Origin of the sequence: Serratia sp. AXJ-M (assembly GCF_046531865.1) — a bacterium.
Classification (GTDB): Bacteria; Pseudomonadota; Gammaproteobacteria; order Enterobacterales; family Enterobacteriaceae; genus Serratia; species Serratia liquefaciens.
Window position 1 is genome coordinate 3886725 of record NZ_CP059394.1, and the last position, 18552, is coordinate 3905276.

An 18552-nucleotide genomic window follows, 5' to 3' on the forward strand; every position below is an offset into this window, starting at 1 on the left:
GGCCCTAGGTCCAGTCTTCTACCGTCAGGCCTGGCACCATGGCAAACGCCCGGTCGTTAGTCACTATTGTCGCTCCGCGGCTCTGCGCGTGGGCGGCAATAAGCTGATCCAGGGCCCCCATCACCCGCCCCTTTTGCGTCATTTCCGCCCGCAGCGTGCCATAGCAGTGCGCGGCTTCACTGTCCCAGGCATATACCGTCACGGAATCAAGAAATGCCGCGACCGTCGCTTTCAGCGCAAGGTTCTGCCGCTTGGCTACGCCATAAAGCAGTTCCGCCTGCGTAATGCTGGAAATGCATACCGCAGAAGGCGGGATTTTTTCCATTAGGCTCAGCAAGCGGGGATGCCGACGGAACAGTTGGCTGACCGTATTGGTGTCAAACATATACATGCTTACTCTTCCCCGGCGAACGGATCGCGGGTGGCACTGCCCTGCTGACGTTCATCAGCCGCCAGAAAGTCATGCGGTACCTGCGTTTTTTCGATCATTTGCAGCAGCGGAGCCCAGCTGTCAGGTTTGGCCGGATATTTAGATAAAATCACGTTTCCCTCCCGATCGCGGCGGATATACACACGATCTGTATCAAATTCGAATTCCACGGGTAACCTCACCGCCTGATTTCTGCCGTTTTTAAACAGTTTCGCGACCCTTTCCATTTCCATCCCCCTTAACAGGCATAGGCCTAAGCATATGCCTGTTAAGGGGAGATGCCAATATGCGGCGCTTATTTTTTGACCGCAATAATGCAACGGCCTCACCCTAGCCTTCCCAGGTTGCGGTTGAAAGACTGCGTGCTCAAGAATGCGGCGGGCTGCGCAAAATTTCGGCATGACAATCCCCCGTTAGCTTCCCGTGCTACAGCAGTATCCGCTGGCCAAAACTCCCTGTCAGCGCAAAAAAATGGCGTTTTTTTTGCGCTACCCTTCTCAAGTCCGGTTTATTAGCCGCTCAATTTCAAGCCATTGGCTACACTTACATCACTAATCGGAACCCACAGGAGAAGAACCATGGCAATCGGTCACTATGAGCTGAAAAAAGCAAAGAATGGGCAATACCACTTCAACCTGAAAGCCAGCAATGGCGAAATCATTCTGGCCAGCGAGATGTACGCCAGCAAGGCCTCGGCGGAGAATGGCATTGCCTCGGTGCAAACCAATTCCCCCCACGAAGCACAATACGAACTGAAGCACAGCACCAGCAATCAGCCTTATTTCGTGCTGAAAGCCAAAAACCATCAGGTGATCGGCGTCAGTGAGATGTACAGCTCTGAAACTGCGGCAAAGAACGGTATTCAGTCGGTGATCAAAAACGGTCCAGCCACCGACGTGCGCGATCTGAGCGCGTAATGCATCTGTAAGGCGCGCGATGTCCGCCATCGCGCGTTTTTCTTATGACCAGGATCAATCTCCCTGTAATAAATCCGGTTACCTGCTGATTTCTCGCCGCGCTGCGGCTACAATTCCCCCGCTTTTACTGCGCCATTTGGGGCGCGTTATACCCACTGGCTTTCATACAGCAGCTAGGCGGCAAGTTCGTGAGTCTCCGGGAGCTTGGTAGACCAAGTGACTGGGGTGAACGAATGCAGCCAACAACGCTGCGGTTAGAAAGACAGAGGTATACTGACCTGAAATCAGACCGAGACTCATTATGTTTACACCGGAACTCCTCTCCCCAGCCGGCACGCTGAAAAACATGCGTTACGCCTTTGCCTATGGCGCCGACGCGGTTTATGCAGGCCAGCCGCGTTACAGCCTGCGGGTACGTAACAATGAATTCAACCACGAGAATCTGGCGCAGGGAATTAACGAAGCCCATGCGTTGGGAAAACGCTTCTACGTGGTAGTGAATATCGCCCCGCACAATGCCAAGCTGAAAACCTTCCTGCGCGATCTTAAACCCGTGATCGACATGGGCCCGGACGCGCTGATCATGTCCGATCCCGGCCTGATCATGATGGTGCGTGAAGCCTTCCCGCAGATGGATATCCACCTGTCGGTGCAGGCAAATGCGGTAAACTGGGCGACGGTAAAATTCTGGCAGCAAATGGGCCTGACGCGGGTGATCCTGTCGCGTGAACTGTCGCTGGAAGAGATCGCCGAAATCCGCACCCAGGTGCCGGAGATGGAACTGGAAATCTTCGTCCACGGTGCGCTGTGCATGGCCTACTCCGGCCGCTGCCTGCTGTCCGGCTATATCAACAAACGCGATCCTAACCAGGGCACCTGCACCAACGCCTGCCGCTGGCAGTACAAAGCGGAAGAAGGTAAAGAAGACGAGACCGGCAACATCGTGCATATGCATGAACCGATCCCGGTACAGACCGTCGAGCCGACGTTGGGCATCGGGGCCCCCACCGACAAGGTGTTCATGCTGTCCGAAGCGCAGAAACCCGGTGAATACATGAGCGCCTTTGAGGATGAACACGGCACTTACATCATGAACTCGAAGGATTTGCGCGCCATCCAGCACGTGGAGCGCCTGACGCAACTTGGTGTGCATTCGCTGAAGATTGAAGGCCGCACCAAATCCTTCTACTACTGCGCGCGTACCGCGCAGGTCTATCGTCGCGCCATCGATGACGCCGTCGCCGGCAAGCCTTTCGATCCCACTCTGTTGACCACGCTCGAAGGCCTGGCACATCGGGGTTACACCGAAGGCTTCCTGCGCCGTCACGTACATGAAGCGCAGCAAAACTACGATTACGGTTCATCGCTGTCTGAGCGCCAACAGTTTGTCGGCGAATTCACCGGGGTACGGCGTGACGGCTGGGCTGAAGTTGACGTGAAAAACAAATTCCTGCTCGGCGACAGCGTAGAAATGATGACCCCAGGAGGTAACGTCTTGTTTACCCTGGAGAGCATGCAAAATAAGAAAGGTGAAGCGATCGACGTGGCGCCGGGTAACGGCCATATCGTTTATTTGCCGATCCCGCAAGATATCGTTCTCAATTACGCGTTGCTGATCCGAAATTTGCCGGATACCAATACTCCTGCGGCATAAAATGCAGGGAGCGATCCTTTAATGGCATTTTTTAGCAAATATTAGAATTGGATCACATCAATTACTCCGCAGCTTGGTTAACATCAGGCTGCTTAAAACTAAGAACGAAAAAGATTTGCATAGCAATACTAGGAACCACCTCCTTAGCCAGTCCAATCTCCCTTGGACTGGCTTTTTCTTTGATATCGTAAAATAATCCTATCTAATATATCCATTAGCTTTCAATTCACTGACTTGCCTATTTTTCATTACGGCCTGTTGTCATGGCGATATAAAAATAAAGCTACAACGATTAATTAATGCATTAACAAAAACCACTAACTTTCCCACGGATATATCTTAATTTAAGTCAATCCTGCAGAAATAATCTCTGCCAGGTCAGGATTAATCAGAATTAACTGAATATTCTGATGGCCTGCCGCCGATGGGTAGTTTATCGTTGCCCTATAGTTTACAGCCGGGAGATATCGGGAATGCATTCACCAGCACCAGCGCTTCTTATCATTAACGGCAAAGGCGCCGGCAACGACGAGGTTCGCCTTGCAGTACAAAAGTTGCGAGATGAAGGCCAGCCTCTTCACGTTCGCGTAACCTGGGAACAGGGTGACGCAGCGCGTTACGCACGGGAAGCCTGCCAACTGGGTGTTAAAACGCTGATTGCCGGCGGTGGTGACGGCACCATCAACGAAGTGGCTGCGGCGCTAACGGCCTTGCCGGCGGCCGGGCGCCCGGTACTGGGTATTCTGCCGCTGGGCACCGCCAATGACTTTGCCATGGCCTGCAACATTCCTTTGATGCCGGAACAGGCATTGCGGTTGGCAGTAAAAGGCCGCGCGGTGCCGATAGACCTGGCGAAAGTGAACGATGAACGCTATTTCATCAATATGGCGACCGGCGGATTCGGCACACGCATCACCACCGAAACACCAGAAAAGCTGAAGGCGGCGCTGGGTGGCGTGTCCTACTTTATCCACGGTTTGTTGCGCATGGATACGCTCAAGGCCGACCGCTGCGAGATCCGCGGGCCGGATTTCCACTGGGCAGGCAATGCGTTGGTCATCGGCATCGGCAATGGCAAACAGGCCGGAGGTGGTCAGCAACTCTGCCCGGACGCGCTGATCAACGACGGCTTGCTGCAACTGCGCCTGTTGATCGCGGATGAACTACTGCCGGCGCTGGTAGCCAGCCTGTTTAACGATGAAGAAAACAAAAACGTCATCAGCGCCGCACTGCCGTGGTTGGAGATCAAGGCCCCGCACGAGATGACCTTTAACCTCGACGGTGAACCCCTGAAGGGCAAGCATTTTCGCATTGAAGTGTTGCCGCATGCCATTGAATGTCGCCTGCCGCCTAACTGCGGGCTGCTGGGTCAAGGCCCTACCCCCGAATAACCGTCTATGGCGCTCACCGGCAAGGCTGAGCGCCACTCGTCATAGCATCAGCCCCTTTCCCCCAGATAATTTACCGCCTGTCGCTTGCACTTTATTCCGCATCGAAATGTGATCCTCTCCGGCAAATCCTTTAAATCATACTTGTATGGTAGTTAGTTCATGGCGTATTTTCCGTCCAATATGATGACCCGTGGGAACAGGATAAAGACGTTATGAAGATTGTTAACGCAGAGGTATTTGTGACCTGCCCAGGCAGGAATTTTGTCACGCTGAAGATCACCACCGACGAGGGCATTACCGGTATCGGTGACGCCACGCTTAATGGCCGTGAACTACCGGTGGCGTCCTATCTGAAAGATCATGTCTGTCCGCAGTTGATCGGCCGGGACGCCCATCAGATCGAAGACATATGGCAGTTCTTCTATAAAGGCGCCTACTGGCGCCGCGGGCCTGTCACCATGTCCGCCATCTCTGCCGTAGACATGGCGCTGTGGGACATCAAGGGCAAGGCCGCCAATATGCCGCTGTACCAATTGCTCGGTGGCGCATCGCGTACCGGCGTCATGGTGTACTGCCACACCACCGGCCATTCCATCGACGAAGTGCTCGACGACTACGCCAAACATAAAGAGTTGGGCTTTAAAGCCATTCGTGCCCAATGCGGTGTGCCTGGCATGAAAACCACCTACGGCATGGCCAAAGGCAAAGGCCTGGCTTATGAACCCGCCACCAAAGGCAACTGGCCGGAAGAACAGCTTTGGTCAACGGAAAAATACCTCGATTTCACCCCCAAGCTGTTTGAAGCAGTACGTAACCGTTTCGGTTTCGACGAACACCTGCTGCACGACATGCACCATCGGCTGACCCCTATCGAAGCCGCCCGCTTCGGTAAAAGCATTGAACAATACCGCCTGTTCTGGATGGAGGATCCGACCCCGGCAGAAAATCAGGAATGCTTCCGTTTGATCCGCCAGCATACCGTGACCCCTATCGCCGTCGGCGAAGTCTTCAACAGTATTTGGGACTGCAAGCAACTGATCGAAGAACAGCTGATCGACTATATCCGTACCACCCTGACCCACGCCGGCGGCATTACCGGCATGCGCCGTATCGCCGACTTTGCCTCGCTGTATCAGGTACGTACCGGTTCACACGGGCCATCCGATTTGTCCCCTATCTGCATGGCGGCGGCGCTGCACTTTGATCTGTGGGTCCCTAACTTCGGCGTACAAGAATACATGGGCTACTCCGAACAGATGCTCGAAGTATTCCCGCACAGCTGGAGCTTCAACGACGGCTACATGCATCCGGGCAACAAGCCGGGGCTGGGTATCGAGTTCGATGAAAAACTGGCGGCCCGTTATCCCTATGAACCGGCTTATCTGCCGGTCGCACGCCTGGAGGATGGCACCTTATGGAACTGGTAACAGAAGAACGCACCATGCACAGCGTGGTCATTGAAAAACCAGGCCAACTGGTTATCCAGCAACGCCCCTTGCCGCAGCCGGCAGCCAACGAAGTGCGGGTGAAGATAAAGTTCGCCGGTATTTGCGGCTCAGATGTGCATATCTACCATGGCCATAACCCTTTCGCTCGCTACCCGCGCGTCATCGGGCATGAGTTTTTTGGCGTCATTGACCAAGTGGGGTGCGATGTCGATCCACAACGCATCGGGGAACGCGTTGCGGTCGATCCGGTCGTCAGTTGCGGGCATTGCTACCCTTGCTCTATAGGCCGCCCTAACGTCTGCACCGAGCTGCAGGTAATTGGCGTGCACCGCGACGGGGGATTCAGCGACTACGCCTGCGCCCCGGCGCGCAATGCCTACCGCATCCCGGACAGCATCAGCGATCGCCATGCCGCCATGGTCGAACCCTTCACCATTGGCGCCAATATCACCGCCCACCTGCAACCCACTGCCGATGACATCGCACTGATCTACGGCGCCGGGCCGATGGGGCTGACGGTGATCCAAACGCTGAAAGGGGTCTACGGCGTGAAGCAGGTGATCGTGACCGACCGCATCAGTGAGCGCCTGGTGATGGCGCAGGAAAACGGTGCCGACTGGACCTTCAATAACGCTGAAGGCTCGCTGCAAGCCGAGTTGGAGCGGCGCGGACTCCAGCCGACGCTGATCGTCGACGCCGCCTGCCATCCGGCCATTTTGCAGGAGGCGATTAACCTGGCATCACCGGCGGCGCGTATCGGCATCATGGGCTTCTCCGGCGAGGCCTGCCCCCTGACCCAGCAAAGCATCACCAGTAAGGAGCTGTCGATTTTCTCCTCACGCCTAAACAGCGGGCGCTTCCCGCAGGTCATCGATTGGATGGCCAGCGGCAAAATCGATCCGCAACGATTAATTACCCACTGCGTGTCGGCCAGCGAGGTTGAGCAGGCGATGCTGATGTTCGAACAAGACCAGCGCACCTGCTGCAAGGTGTTACTGCAATTTGACTGATGAATTTACCAGGGCAGAGGGAGGCAGGAAGCGCCCTCTTCAACCATGAAGCTTCGCAATTAAGCCAGGCTGCGCCTCGTCACTGTACGTGAACGCCGCTGGTGGTCATTTGAACGCGCAACAAGGCGCGAGCTGTGAGGTTTGGCAGGCCAAATAAGCAGCATGCAATACACGCGCGCGTTCGAATGGCCCCAGCCCTCCGGGTCGCGCCCCAAAGACCCGTACTCTGTGTTGTCGGGCTTGAACGTAGGCCCACTATGCCCAGCCCCCTCCGCCTTGATTACGGGCCTTTGGGTCTGCGACGGCGCCACGGACAATGACGGGACACAGCCTATACCAAGTGGAGTGATTTTATGTTTAAAAACCTGCGTTGGACCATCGTATTCCTGCTGTTTATGGTCTACATGATCAACTACCTCGACCGCGTTGCGCTGTCGATTACCGTGCCGATGATCGAGAAGGATCTGATGTTAAATGCCGAACAGTTCGGCATCATCTTCGGCAGCTTCTTCTTCGGTTACGCCATCTTCAACTTTGTCGGCGGGCTGGCGGTAGACAAGTTCGGCCCGACGCTGGTGCTCGGTGTCGCCGTTGGCCTGTGGTCGATTTTCTGCGGCATGACGGCATTAGCCACCGGTTTCTATTCCATGCTGATCCTGCGCGTGCTGTTCGGCATGGCGGAAGGGCCAATCTGCGCCTCGGCCAATAAGATGATCAACGGCTGGTTCCCGAAGAAACAGGCGGCAACCGCCATGGGGCTGCTCAGCGCCGGTTCACCTTTGGGTGGTGCCGTCGCCGGGCCAATCGTCGGCTATCTGGCACTGGCGTTCGGCTGGCGACCGGCGTTTATGATTATCTGCTCGATCGGTATCGTCTGGATGCTGGTGTGGTTCTTCGTGGTGGCGGATAATCCGGCGAAAAGCAAACGCGTCAGCGATGAGGAACTTGCGCTGGTCAACCGGATGAAACAGGAAACCCACAGCGCGGAAGAAGAGCTGAGCAACGCGGCACACGGGCTGGGTTACTACCTGAAACAGCCGATCATCCTGGTCACTGCGTTCGCTTTCTTCTGCTACAACTACATCCTGTTCTTCTTCCTGAGCTGGTTCCCTTCCTATCTGGTTCAGGCGCATAACCTGAACATCAAGGAAATGAGCCTCACCACCATGATCCCGTGGATTGTCGGCTTTGTCGGGCTGGCGCTCGGCGGCTATATCTCCGACAAGATTTTCAATATCACCGGCAAGCTATTGCTGTCGCGCAAGATCGTGCTGGTCACCAGCCTGCTGGCGGCGGCCATCTGCGTGGCCCTGGCGGGTACCGTCAGCAGCGTAGTACCGGCGGTGGTGCTGATGTCGGTGTCGATCTTCTTCCTGTACATCACCGGCGCCATTTACTGGGCGATTATTCAGGACGTGGTGCATAAGTCCCGGGTCGGCGGTGCCAGCGGCTTTATCCATTTGGTCGGCAGCGTTTCCGGCATCATTGGCCCTATCGTGACCGGCTACATTGTGCAAAACACCGGTAAGTTCGACAGCGCCTTTATGTTGGCTGGCGGCGTGGCTGCGCTGGGTGCAGTGCTGGTGCTGTTGGTGATCAAGGCACCGCGCAACACCGTACAGCCGCAAATCTCGAAATCTTAATGCTTCAGGGGCGGCCAAGGTCGCCCCGCTTTCCCCTTCTTCAGGAACGACAACATGACGCTTTCCAGCACCGCCGCACTACCGGCGGCAATTGCAGCACCAGGCTACGATCGCCAACGGCTAAAACCCCGAATCGTACACCTCGGTTTTGGCGCATTTTTCCGGGCTCATCAGGCGATTTACGCCGAACGTCTGGCAAAGGATTACGCCAGCGATTGGGGCTACGGCGTGATCAGCATGCACAACGGCCAGCAAAAAATCGCCGATATACAACGTCAGGACCTGTTATATACGGTGGCCGAAATGGACGACAGCGCCTGGCGAGGTCAGGTTGTCGGCATTATCAGGCAAGCTCTGCATCTGCAGGTCGACGGGCTGGAAGCCGTACTTGAAGCCATGGCGCAGCCGGAGGTCGCTATCGTTTCACTGACCATCAGCGAGAAAGGCTACTGTTATCATCCCACCAGTGGCCAGCTGCTGGCTGAACATCCGGACATTCAGCATGATATCGCCCACCCGCAGCGGCCAAAGTCCGCCCCCGGTTTGCTGCTGGCGGCGCTACGGCTACGTCGTGAGCGTGGGCTGCCGGCATTCGCCGTGATGTCCTGCGACAACATGCCGGCCAATGGCCAGGTGACCCGCAACCTGCTCTGCCAACTGGCGCTGCGACAGGATGCGGAACTGGCGGCGTGGGTTCAACAGCATGTCGCCTTCCCCTCCACCATGGTCGATCGCATTGTTCCGGCGATGACGACGGAAACGCTGCGGCACATTGAAGGTTTACTGGGTGGTATCGTCGATCCGGTCGCTGTCGCCTGCGAGCCCTTCAGCCAATGGGTAATAGAAGATAACTTCCCACAGGGGCGTCCGGCGTGGGAAAAGGTCGGCGTCGAACTGGTCCACGACGTGCTGCCTTACGAAGAAATGAAGCTGCGGATGCTCAACGGCAGCCACTCTTTTCTGGCTTATCTGGGCTATTTGGCCGGCTATGCGCATATCAGCGACTGCATGCAGGATGCGCATTTTGTGCGTGCGGCGCGCCATCTGATGCTGGCGGAACAGGCGCCGACGCTGCAAGTCAGCGGTGTGGATCTGACGCAGTACGCCGAATCGCTGCTGGCTCGCTATCGCAATGGTGCGCTGAAGCACCGCACCGGACAAATCGCCATGGACGGCACGCAAAAACTGCCACAGCGTTTGCTGGACGCCATCCGCTGGCACCTGGCACAGGGCAGCGATTTTAGCTGCCTGGCTTTAGGGGTGGCCGCCTGGATGCGTTACGTCGGCGGCCAGGACGAACAGGGTCAGGTTATCGAAATCAACGATCCCCTGCGTGAACGTCTTGCCGAACGGGTCGGCAACAGCCGCGAAGGCGCCGAACGGGTACTGGCGCTGCTGCAGCTTGAAACGGTGTTTGGGTGCGATCTGCCGGACAGCTTACGGTTCGTCAAGGTGGTGACCGATGCCTACCTTACGCTGCTGGCGCAGGGGGCTCGAGCCACCGTTGCCGCGCTGCCCGTCATCGAAAACACATCGGAAGCACGATGATGGATGTCACTGTGCCGAAGCCCCTGGCCAGCGAATGACATCATTGAGTTATCATATTAAGTGGGTGGATTAATCCGCCCGCCATCAAAGAATAATCTGCTAGTATGGTGGCACCCGAATCTCAGCCAGATTACCGATCTTCACCATGTCTGAAACCTACAGCCTTACCAACAACCTCCCGGTCAATCAGCAAATCTATCGGTTCCTACGTAAGGATATCGTCGATTGCACCATTCCCCCCGGCACCTTGTTGTCTGAGAAAGAGATCTCCACCCGCTTTAGCGTTTCACGTCAGCCGGTGCGCGAGGCCTTTATCAAGCTGGCGGAAGCGGGACTGGTGCAGATCCTGCCGCAGCGCGGTACTTTCGTGATGAAGATTTCCGCCAAGCGGGTAGCCGACGGGCGCTTTATTCGTCAGGCAGTGGAATGCGCGATTGTTCGTCGTGTCGCAGAACGGATCACGGCGGAGCAGCTGATGACGCTGGAGCATAATTTGCATCGCCAGACGTTGGCGGCGCAAAATCGGCAAACCCGTGAGTTTTTGGCACTGGACGACGAGTTCCACCAGTTGCTAACCCAGTTTGCCGACTGCCCGCTGGCCTGGGAAACCATCGAAACCATCAAGGCCACCATGGATCGGGTGCGCTTTCTCAGCCTGAGCGAGGTTTCGCCGCCGGAAAGCCTGATCCAACAGCATTACCGCATTTTTGAAGCGCTGAAAGCACAGGATACTGACGCTGCCGAGCGCGCCATTCATGAACACCTGCAAGAGATGATTTACTCCATTACCCCTATCTCTATGCAAAATACCGAGTGGTTTGAGGTCGAATAATCAGCCACAAATCTTCCGTGGGGCGATCGTCCCCACGTATTTGGCCACGCAAATGGCAATTCCTCTCAATCGCATCTATTGTTTCTCCTTGCCGTCAGGATTTCATTACTATCGTTCTATCAGCTTCAATCACCGCTTTTTGCTACGCCGGTGGTCAGATACCTTAGGTTGCCGGTGTATGAAGAAGCTAAATCGGGAGTTAATCATGACTGATATTGCACAGTTGTTAGGAAAGGAAGCGGAAGACCTGTTGCAACACCGCTGTACTACCATCCCTGCTGAAAATCTCTACCTGCCGGGCGCCGACTTTGTTGACCGGATAATGATCGATAACAACCGCCCCAACACCGTGTTGCGTTCAATGCAAAGCCTGCTTAACCATGGCCGCCTGGCCGGCACCGGCTACCTGTCTATTCTGCCGGTCGATCAGGGCATTGAGCATTCTGCCGGCGCGTCTTTCGCCGCTAACCCGCTGTATTTTGATCCGAAAAATATCGTCGAACTGGCCATTGAGGCCGGTTGTAACTGCGTCGCCTCCACTTATGGCGTGCTGGCGTCAGTCTCGCGCCGCTACGCGCACAAAATTCCGTTCCTGGTCAAACTGAACCATAACGAAACCCTGAGCTACCCGACCCAATACGACCAGACGCTGTACGCCAGCGTCGAGCAAGCGTTCAACATGGGCGCGGTTGCGGTCGGCGCCACTATTTACTTTGGTTCCGAGCAGTCACGCCGCCAGATTGAAGAAATTTCCAGCGCCTTCGAGCGCGCTCACGAGCTGGGTATGGTCACCGTGCTGTGGGCCTATCTGCGCAACCCGGCGTTCAACAAAGATGGCGTGGACTATCATTCCAGTGCCGATCTCACCGGCCAGGCCAACCACATTGCCGCCACTATCGGCGCCGATATCGTTAAGCAAAAAATGGCGGAAAACAACGGCGGCTACCGCGCGGTGAAATTCGGTTATACCGATGACCGCGTTTACAGCAAGCTAACTACCGACCATCCGATCGATTTGGTGCGCTACCAACTGGCCAACTGCTATATGGGCCGCGCCGGGTTGATTAACTCCGGCGGTGCCGCCGGTGAGAATGACCTGCAGGAGTCGGTTCGCACCGCGGTCATCAACAAACGCGCAGGCGGCATGGGCCTGATTCTGGGGCGCAAGGCGTTCAAGAAATCGATGAAAGAAGGCGTGGCGTTGATCAATGCCGTTCAGGACACCTACCTGGACAAGAAAGTCACCATCGCCTGATCCCAAGCCACACCCAGTTCGTTTCTCCAGCCCGGTTCGCCGGGCTTTTTTGTCGCATTTTTCTGTCGATCCCCGCTCCCCTTTTCTGCTCCCCCGCCGCTTAATGTTATTTTTCTTTCATTATTAACTTTCACAATAAAATATTTATCTTTCAAATTGTGATCTATTTAAAACAAATGAATCCATAAAGTGATTAGTGTAAGGCCCATGGCGACAGAGCCGCCGTTCGCTCCAGGCCATACCTTCCATCACAGGAGAATAATAATGATTGAGCTAATCACCCACGGAGCCGAATGGTTTATCGGCCTGTTTCAGAAAGGCGGTGAAGTGTTTGTCGGCATGGTGACGGGCATTTTACCTTTGTTAATCAGCCTGTTGGTCATTATGAACGCGCTGATCAAATTTGTAGGCCAGGAACGTATCGAACGCTTGGCGCAGCGCTGTGCGGGAAACCCGGTTTCTCGTTATCTGCTGCTGCCGCTGATCGGCACCTTTGTTTTTTGCAACCCGATGACCCTCAGCCTAGGGCGCTTTATGCCGGAGAAATACAAACCCAGCTATTACGCGGCAGCGTCCTACAGTTGCCACTCGATGAACGGTCTGTTCCCGCATATCAACCCTGGCGAACTCTTCGTTTATCTCGGCATTGCCAGCGGGTTGACCACCCTCGGCCTGCCACTGGGGCCGCTGGCGGTGAGCTATTTTCTGGTCGGGCTGTTCACCAACTTTTTCCGCGGCTGGATCACCGATCTCACCACCAGCCTGTTCGAACGCAAGATGGGGATCCGCCTGGATCGCCAGGTGCAACTTTAATTCGTGGAGTGCAGCATGAGTGCTTATATCCGTATTGAGAAAGGCGCCAGCGGCTGGGGTGGCCCATTAACGTTGCCGATCGAACCTGGCAAAAAAGTGGTGTACATCACTGCCGGTACCCGCCCATCGATCGTCGACCGGATTAGCGAACTGACCGGCTGGCATGCCGTCGATGGCTTTAAAGAAGGCGAACCGCCAGCAGACGAAATTGGCGTCATGGTGATCGACTGCGGCGGTACCCTGCGCTGCGGCCTGTACCCGAAGCGCCGTATTCCGACGGTCAACATTCACGCTACCGGCCAATCCGGCCCGTTGGCGAAGTTTATCCTCGAGGATATTTACGTCTCCGGCGTGCGTGATAGCAACATCAGCCGGGTGGAAGCGGCTACCGATCAGATCCCGACAGCCACGTCGCAACCCAAGGGACGGGATTACGACACCAGCAAAAAAATCACCGAGCAGAGCGACGGCCTGTTGGCCAAAGTGGGTATGGGCATGGGATCGGTGGTGGCGGTGTTCTTCCAGGCCGGGCGCGACACCATCGACACGGTGCTGAAGACCATACTGCCGTTTATGGCGTTCGTCTCGGCGCTGATCGGCATCATCATGGCTTCCGGCCTGGGGGATTTTATCGCCCATGGCCTGACGCCATTGGCCAACAGCCCGATTGGGCTAGTGACGCTGGCGCTGATCTGCTCCTTCCCACTGCTGTCGCCGTTCCTCGGCCCTGGCGCGGTGATCGCTCAGGTGATCGGCGTATTGGTCGGGGTGCAGATAGGCCTCGGCCATATTCCGCCGCAGCTGGCGCTGCCCGCGCTGTTCGCGATTAACGCGCAGGCCGCCTGTGACTTTATTCCCGTCGGCCTGTCGCTGGCGGAGGCCAAGCAGGACACGGTTCGGGTCGGCGTTCCTTCGGTATTGGTCGGACGTTTCCTGACCGGCGCACCGACGGTGCTGATCGCCTGGGCCGCATCCGCCTTCATCTACCAATAACTTCGTTTGCCAGGGAGCCGTTATGAATACCATTTTCCAGACCACCATCACCCAGATTGGTGACTGCGCCCGCGAGGCGCTGCAAGATGACATGTTGATCACCTTCCGTGAAGGCGCACCGGCAGACATCGAAGAATTCTGTTTCATCCACCAGCACGGCAACACCTCCGGTGAATTGCAGGCCGGGGGGTGGATGGAGCTGGCAGAGCAACGTTATCCAATCACCGCCGTCGGCGACGTCGCCACTCAAAACCTGCGTGAATTGGGTCACCTCACCGTACGTTTCGACGGAGAGCCACAGGCCGAATTCCCCGGTTCGATCCACGTATCCGGCACCACGCCGGCGGATATCCCGCTGGGCAGCACGCTGAAATTTATCGCATAAGGAGTAAACCATGTCTGAAGTAGCTGTAGTGATTGGCGGTGGCCAAACGTTGGGTGCATTTCTGTGCCAGGGTCTGGCGCAGGCGGGCTATCGCGTGGCGGTCGCCGATTTAAACGCGGATAACGCCCGGCAGGTAGCACAACAGATTAACGAACAATACGGCGCGGGCAGCGCGCGTGGTTTCCAGGCCGACGCCACCGACGAACAAAGCGTGATTGCGCTGGCGGCAGCGGTTGACGATGAATTCGGCCCGGCCAACCTGCTGGTGTACAGCGCCGGTATCGCCAAGGCGGCACCGATCACCGATTTCCCGCTGGGGGATTTCGACCGCTCGCTGCAGGTCAATCTGGTGGGCTATTTTCTCTGTGCCCGCGAGTTTTCTCGCCTGATGATCCGCGACGGCATTGCCGGACGCATCATTCAGATCAACTCTAAATCCGGCAAGGTCGGCAGCAAGCACAACTCCGGCTACAGCGCCGCCAAGTTCGGCGGCGTGGGGCTGACACAGTCGTTGGCGCTCGATCTGGCGGAATACGGCATTACCGTGCATTCCTTAATGCTGGGTAACCTGTTGAAGTCGCCGATGTTCCAGTCGCTGCTGCCGCAGTACGCACAAAAACTGGGGATCGCGCCGGATCAGGTTGAAAAGTATTACACCGACAAGGTGCCGCTGAAACGCGGATGTGACTACCAGGACGTGCTCAATACCCTGCTGTTTTACGCCAGCGATAAGGCTTCTTACTGCACCGGCCAGTCGATCAACATTACCGGCGGTCAGGTGATGTTCTGATCTTGTCAACGCTCCCTCTCCTTCGGGAGAGGGAAAACAAACAGGAGGCTATATGACTCAGGCATTAATCACCTTCGCAGTTCTGGCCTGGCTACTGCAAATCGCCCTCGGCTGGTGGCAGATCCAACGTTTCAACCGTGCCTTCGACGGCCTGTGCCGACTGGGTGCCGTCGGTGTCGGGCGTTCCGGCGGACGCTTTCAACCCCGGGTGGTGCTGGCGCTGGCCTTTGATTCCGAGCGGCGGGTTTGCGGCAGCATGTTAATGCGCGGCCTGACCATCTTTGCCCAACCGAAACCTATCGCCAGGCTGCACGGCCTGCATCAGCGCGATCTTCGCCCGGATGTGATCTTCCCCGAGGATCCCGCATGCCAGACTGCACTATCGTTAGCGATTGCCCCTAAATCATGATATTTTCACATTAAAAGACATTACCTTTCATATTGAATTGTTAGCCGAAGGGAAATGCGCAACTCTTGTGAACAGGACGGGCTATGAAACCAAAGCAGCGGCAGGCCGCTATCCTTGAATATCTGCAGCGGCATGGCAAAACGGCAGTGGATGCCCTGGCAGCGCACTTTGCCACCACCGGCACCACCATCCGCAAGGATCTCACCCTGCTGGAAGAGGAAGGTGAAGTGATCCGCACTTATGGCGGCGTGGTGCTCAGCCGCGACGATGGCGATCAGCCTATCGACCGCAAAACCCATATCAATACCGAAAAGAAACGCCAGATCGCCTATGCCGCCATCGGGCTTATCAACGACGGCGACTCGCTGATTTTCGACGCCGGCAGCACCGTGCTGCAAATGGTGCCGCATCTGGCGCAGTTCAATAACATCACGGTCATGACCAATAGCCTGCACATCGTCAATGCGCTGGTGGAGCTGGATAACGACCAAACCATCTTGATGCCCGGCGGCACCTATCGCAAAAAGTCGGCGTCCTTTCACGGCAGCCTGGCGGAATCGGCTTTCCAGCAGTTCAGCTTCGACAAACTGTTTATCGGGGCGGACGGCGTGGACCTTAATGCCGGCGTCACCACCTTTAACGAAGTGCACAACGTCAGCAAGGCGATGTGCGAAGCCGCCAGCCGCATTATCCTGCTGGTGGACTCGTCAAAGTTCGGCCGCAAAAGCCCGAACGTGGTCTGCGACCTGAGCGCCGTGGATACCCTGATCACCGATAAAAACATCAATCCGGATTACCTCGCCGCATTGCAGGCGAAAGGGATCAATATCATTCTGGTAGGAGATTTTGATGAGTAACGCCGCTGCCCTGCTGGCCTTTGCCCGCGAAACGCTGGAAATTGAGCTGACTGAAGCACAACGCCTGCTGGCGCGACTGGACGATAATTTCGTCTGCGCCTGCGAACTGCTGCTGAACTGCCGGGGCAAGGCGGTGATTTCCGGCATCGGCAAGTCCGGCCACGTCGGTAAAAAAATTGCCGCCTCGCTGGCCAGTACCGGCACTCCGTCGTTCTTCGTGCACCCGGCAGAAGCACTGCATGGCGATCTCGGCATGATTGGCGCCGACGACGTGGTGGTGTTTATCTCTTATTCCGGCCGCGCCAAAGAGCTGGATTTAATCCTGCCGTTGCTGGCGGAAAATAACATCCCGGTGATTGCCATCACCGGCGGAAAAGAGTCACCTCTGGCGTTGGCTGCGGCCTGCATGCTGGACATCAGCGTCGAACGCGAGGCTTGCCCGATGGGTTTGGCGCCGACCTCCAGCGCGGTCAATACGCTGATGATGGGCGACGCATTGGCAATGGCTTTAATGCGCCAGCGCGGTTTCAACGCCGAGGACTTTGCCCGTTCCCATCCGGGCGGCAGCCTGGGTGCGCGTTTGCTCAACCGGGTACATCACCTGATGCGCACCGGCGATCGTCTGCCGAAAGTCAGTGAAAGCGCCAACGTGATGGAAGCCATGCTCGAACTGAGCCGCACCGGGCTGGGGTTAGTCGCGGTGTGCGACGCACAGCAGAAAGTGGTGGGGGTATTTACCGATGGCGACCTGCGCCGCTGGCTGGTAAAAGGCAATAGCCTGCAGGATGCGTTGAGCCCGGCCATTACCCGCCCTGGCTATCGCTTGCCGGAGCAGTGGCGCGCAGGGGAAGCCCTGGAAGCTTTGCACGAACAGCATATCAGTGCCGCACCGGTGGTCAATCTGGACGGCGTGCTGGTCGGCGCGATCAACCTGCACGATTTGCATCAGGCCGGGATCGGCTAATTAAACTGAATAAACCCGCAGCAATGCGGGTTCCTCCTTGCCTATTCATCCCGGTTATCAATTCGGTACAGCCTCGACGATCGACAAATAACAACCGGTATCGATAATCCGGTTCAGCTTCAGGTCGGCGCTGGCTAACAGCGCCTTCAGTTCTTCTTCGGTGCGCACCTGCCCACCGTCAAAACTGCCCATCAGAACCAAATCAAGCTCCCGGCAGCTGTCCCAGGCGGTGTTATTCGGCACTATTACAGGTTCAATAAGCAATAGCTTCGATTGCGGGTGCATCGCATTACGACAGGTGCGTAATATGCGACTGGCCGGCTCATCGGCCCAGTCCATGACGATAAATTTCAACAGATAAAAGTCTGCCGTCGGACAGGCTTCAAAGAAACTGCCCGCGCAGGTTTCCCAACGCGAATCATCACCCAATTCACCAAGGCGGTTTCTTGGCAATACCTGCGGTTGGTCAAAAAGAATGCCTTTAACCGTCGGATTGGCGCGCAATACGCTCAGCAGCAATCCGCCAAATCCCCCGGCGATATCTACCACCGTAGAATGCTCGGGGAATTTATAACTGCGCATCAAAATTTTATTTTCCAACGCCGACATCGATGCCATGCCGATATGGAAATCATTTTCCGCGTCAGGAATATCCTCTTGCGACCAATAATCATAGAATGGCATGCCGAATATTTGTTTAAATACCGGCTCGCCGCGTAACGTTGCCGCCAATTTTCCCAACGGACGCCACATTGTTTCATCCGTCAGCATCATTACACCGCCGCGCAGTGAATCCGGCAAGTCTGAACGTAAATATTGCGCTACCGGGTTAAGCGAGAAACGTCCGTCTTCGGAAACGGAAAAAATATTGCGCGATGCCAGAATACTCAAGACCCGATGCAGCATTCTGCTATTTACTTCCAGCTTCCTTGCCAGCTCCTGGGCCGTTTTGGGGCCGTCGATCAGATGATCGGCCACGCACAGCTCAGCCGCAGCCCGCAAGGCGGCCTGCACGGTGAATCCCATCGTTTGATCCAACAAATACAAAGAGGCTTTTTCATCTTCAGAAAGAGTGACGTGATTAGTTGCCATGATCATAATGCTCCGTTTGGATATTTAACCCCAGACACCATTGCAAAATTAACAATGATTATTTATTTCAGGAGAAATAAATTCGCCAAACAAGATCATAGACACTAAATAAAATAAAACC

At 56.0% G+C, this 18552-nt stretch carries 19 protein-coding genes; 16 read left to right on the plus strand and 3 right to left on the minus strand.

Annotated elements, in window-relative coordinates:
- Positions 1-4 precede the first annotated feature (4 nt).
- Both H0S68_RS18175 and H0S68_RS18180 read right to left on the minus strand, forming a co-directional pair.
- Positions 5-391 (minus strand): type II toxin-antitoxin system VapC family toxin, encoded by a 387-nt coding sequence (locus H0S68_RS18175; protein WP_020828096.1) that lies wholly within the window; start codon positions 389-391, stop codon positions 5-7.
- A 2-nt stretch (positions 392-393) separates the two neighbouring features.
- Positions 394-657, minus strand: a complete 264-nt coding sequence (locus H0S68_RS18180) for an antitoxin (RefSeq protein ID WP_020828097.1) — start codon at positions 655-657, stop codon at positions 394-396.
- Positions 658-1008: 351 nt separating this feature from the next.
- Here H0S68_RS18180 and H0S68_RS18185 point away from each other — a divergent pair, with 351 nt between their 5' ends.
- From H0S68_RS18185 to gutQ, 16 genes are all read left to right on the plus strand, one after another.
- Complete coding sequence (locus tag H0S68_RS18185) at positions 1009-1347, plus strand: YegP family protein (RefSeq protein WP_020828098.1); 339 nt, start codon at positions 1009-1011, stop codon at positions 1345-1347.
- Positions 1348-1648: 301 nt separating this feature from the next.
- Positions 1649-3001 carry a tRNA 5-hydroxyuridine modification protein YegQ gene (yegQ, locus tag H0S68_RS18190; protein WP_410528895.1) on the plus strand — a complete coding sequence of 451 codons (1353 nt, stop codon included), beginning with the start codon at positions 1649-1651 and terminating at the stop codon, positions 2999-3001.
- A 473-nt stretch (positions 3002-3474) separates the two neighbouring features.
- The gene (gene yegS, locus H0S68_RS18195; protein ID WP_020828101.1) at positions 3475-4392 is read left to right on the plus strand and encodes a lipid kinase YegS; all 918 of its coding nucleotides are present in this window, start codon (positions 3475-3477) and stop codon (positions 4390-4392) included.
- Positions 4393-4604: 212 nt separating this feature from the next.
- Positions 4605-5819 carry a D-mannonate dehydratase ManD gene (gene manD / locus H0S68_RS18200; protein ID WP_020828102.1) on the plus strand — a complete coding sequence of 405 codons (1215 nt, stop codon included), beginning with the start codon at positions 4605-4607 and terminating at the stop codon, positions 5817-5819.
- Between the two features lie 14 nt (positions 5820-5833).
- Entirely contained in the window at positions 5834-6850 is a 1017-nt protein-coding gene (locus H0S68_RS18205) for a Zn-dependent oxidoreductase (protein WP_234529944.1), read from the plus strand.
- A gap of 353 nt (positions 6851-7203) precedes the next feature.
- On the plus strand, positions 7204-8493 hold the full coding sequence (locus H0S68_RS18210) for an MFS transporter (RefSeq protein WP_020828104.1): 1290 nt from the start codon (positions 7204-7206) through the stop codon (positions 8491-8493).
- A 54-nt stretch (positions 8494-8547) separates the two neighbouring features.
- Positions 8548-10041: a mannitol dehydrogenase family protein gene (locus H0S68_RS18215; protein WP_410528896.1), complete on the plus strand. Its 1494-nt coding sequence runs from the start codon at positions 8548-8550 to the stop codon at positions 10039-10041.
- Positions 10042-10186: 145 nt separating this feature from the next.
- Positions 10187-10873 carry a GntR family transcriptional regulator gene (locus H0S68_RS18220; RefSeq protein WP_259218230.1) on the plus strand — a complete coding sequence of 229 codons (687 nt, stop codon included), beginning with the start codon at positions 10187-10189 and terminating at the stop codon, positions 10871-10873.
- A 205-nt stretch (positions 10874-11078) separates the two neighbouring features.
- A complete protein-coding gene (gene fbaB / locus H0S68_RS18225; RefSeq protein ID WP_012146277.1) occupies positions 11079-12128 on the plus strand; it encodes a class I fructose-bisphosphate aldolase in 1050 nt (349 codons plus the stop codon).
- Between the two features lie 264 nt (positions 12129-12392).
- Complete coding sequence (locus H0S68_RS18230) at positions 12393-12941, plus strand: PTS glucitol/sorbitol transporter subunit IIC (protein WP_020828107.1); 549 nt, start codon at positions 12393-12395, stop codon at positions 12939-12941.
- Between the two features lie 15 nt (positions 12942-12956).
- Positions 12957-13934 carry a PTS glucitol/sorbitol transporter subunit IIB gene (locus H0S68_RS18235; protein WP_410528897.1) on the plus strand — a complete coding sequence of 326 codons (978 nt, stop codon included), beginning with the start codon at positions 12957-12959 and terminating at the stop codon, positions 13932-13934.
- 22 nt (positions 13935-13956) lie between these two features.
- Positions 13957-14319 carry a PTS glucitol/sorbitol transporter subunit IIA gene (gene srlB, locus H0S68_RS18240; RefSeq protein WP_046372931.1) on the plus strand — a complete coding sequence of 121 codons (363 nt, stop codon included), beginning with the start codon at positions 13957-13959 and terminating at the stop codon, positions 14317-14319.
- A gap of 10 nt (positions 14320-14329) precedes the next feature.
- The gene (srlD, locus tag H0S68_RS18245) at positions 14330-15109 is read left to right on the plus strand and encodes a sorbitol-6-phosphate dehydrogenase (RefSeq protein ID WP_130016651.1); all 780 of its coding nucleotides are present in this window, start codon (positions 14330-14332) and stop codon (positions 15107-15109) included.
- A gap of 52 nt (positions 15110-15161) precedes the next feature.
- Positions 15162-15518: a transcriptional regulator GutM gene (gutM, locus tag H0S68_RS18250; RefSeq protein ID WP_122080004.1), complete on the plus strand. Its 357-nt coding sequence runs from the start codon at positions 15162-15164 to the stop codon at positions 15516-15518.
- Between the two features lie 83 nt (positions 15519-15601).
- Complete coding sequence (locus H0S68_RS18255; RefSeq protein WP_020828112.1) at positions 15602-16375, plus strand: DNA-binding transcriptional repressor; 774 nt, start codon at positions 15602-15604, stop codon at positions 16373-16375.
- Positions 16368-17339 (plus strand): arabinose-5-phosphate isomerase GutQ, encoded by a 972-nt coding sequence (gene gutQ / locus H0S68_RS18260; RefSeq protein ID WP_142814649.1) that lies wholly within the window; start codon positions 16368-16370, stop codon positions 17337-17339. The genes H0S68_RS18255 and gutQ overlap by 8 nt, the downstream gene beginning before the upstream one ends.
- A gap of 57 nt (positions 17340-17396) precedes the next feature.
- On the opposite strand, the gene H0S68_RS18265 is transcribed toward gutQ, so the two are convergent.
- Positions 17397-18431 (minus strand): methyltransferase, encoded by a 1035-nt coding sequence (locus H0S68_RS18265; protein WP_061069179.1) that lies wholly within the window; start codon positions 18429-18431, stop codon positions 17397-17399.
- Positions 18432-18552 lie beyond the last annotated feature (121 nt).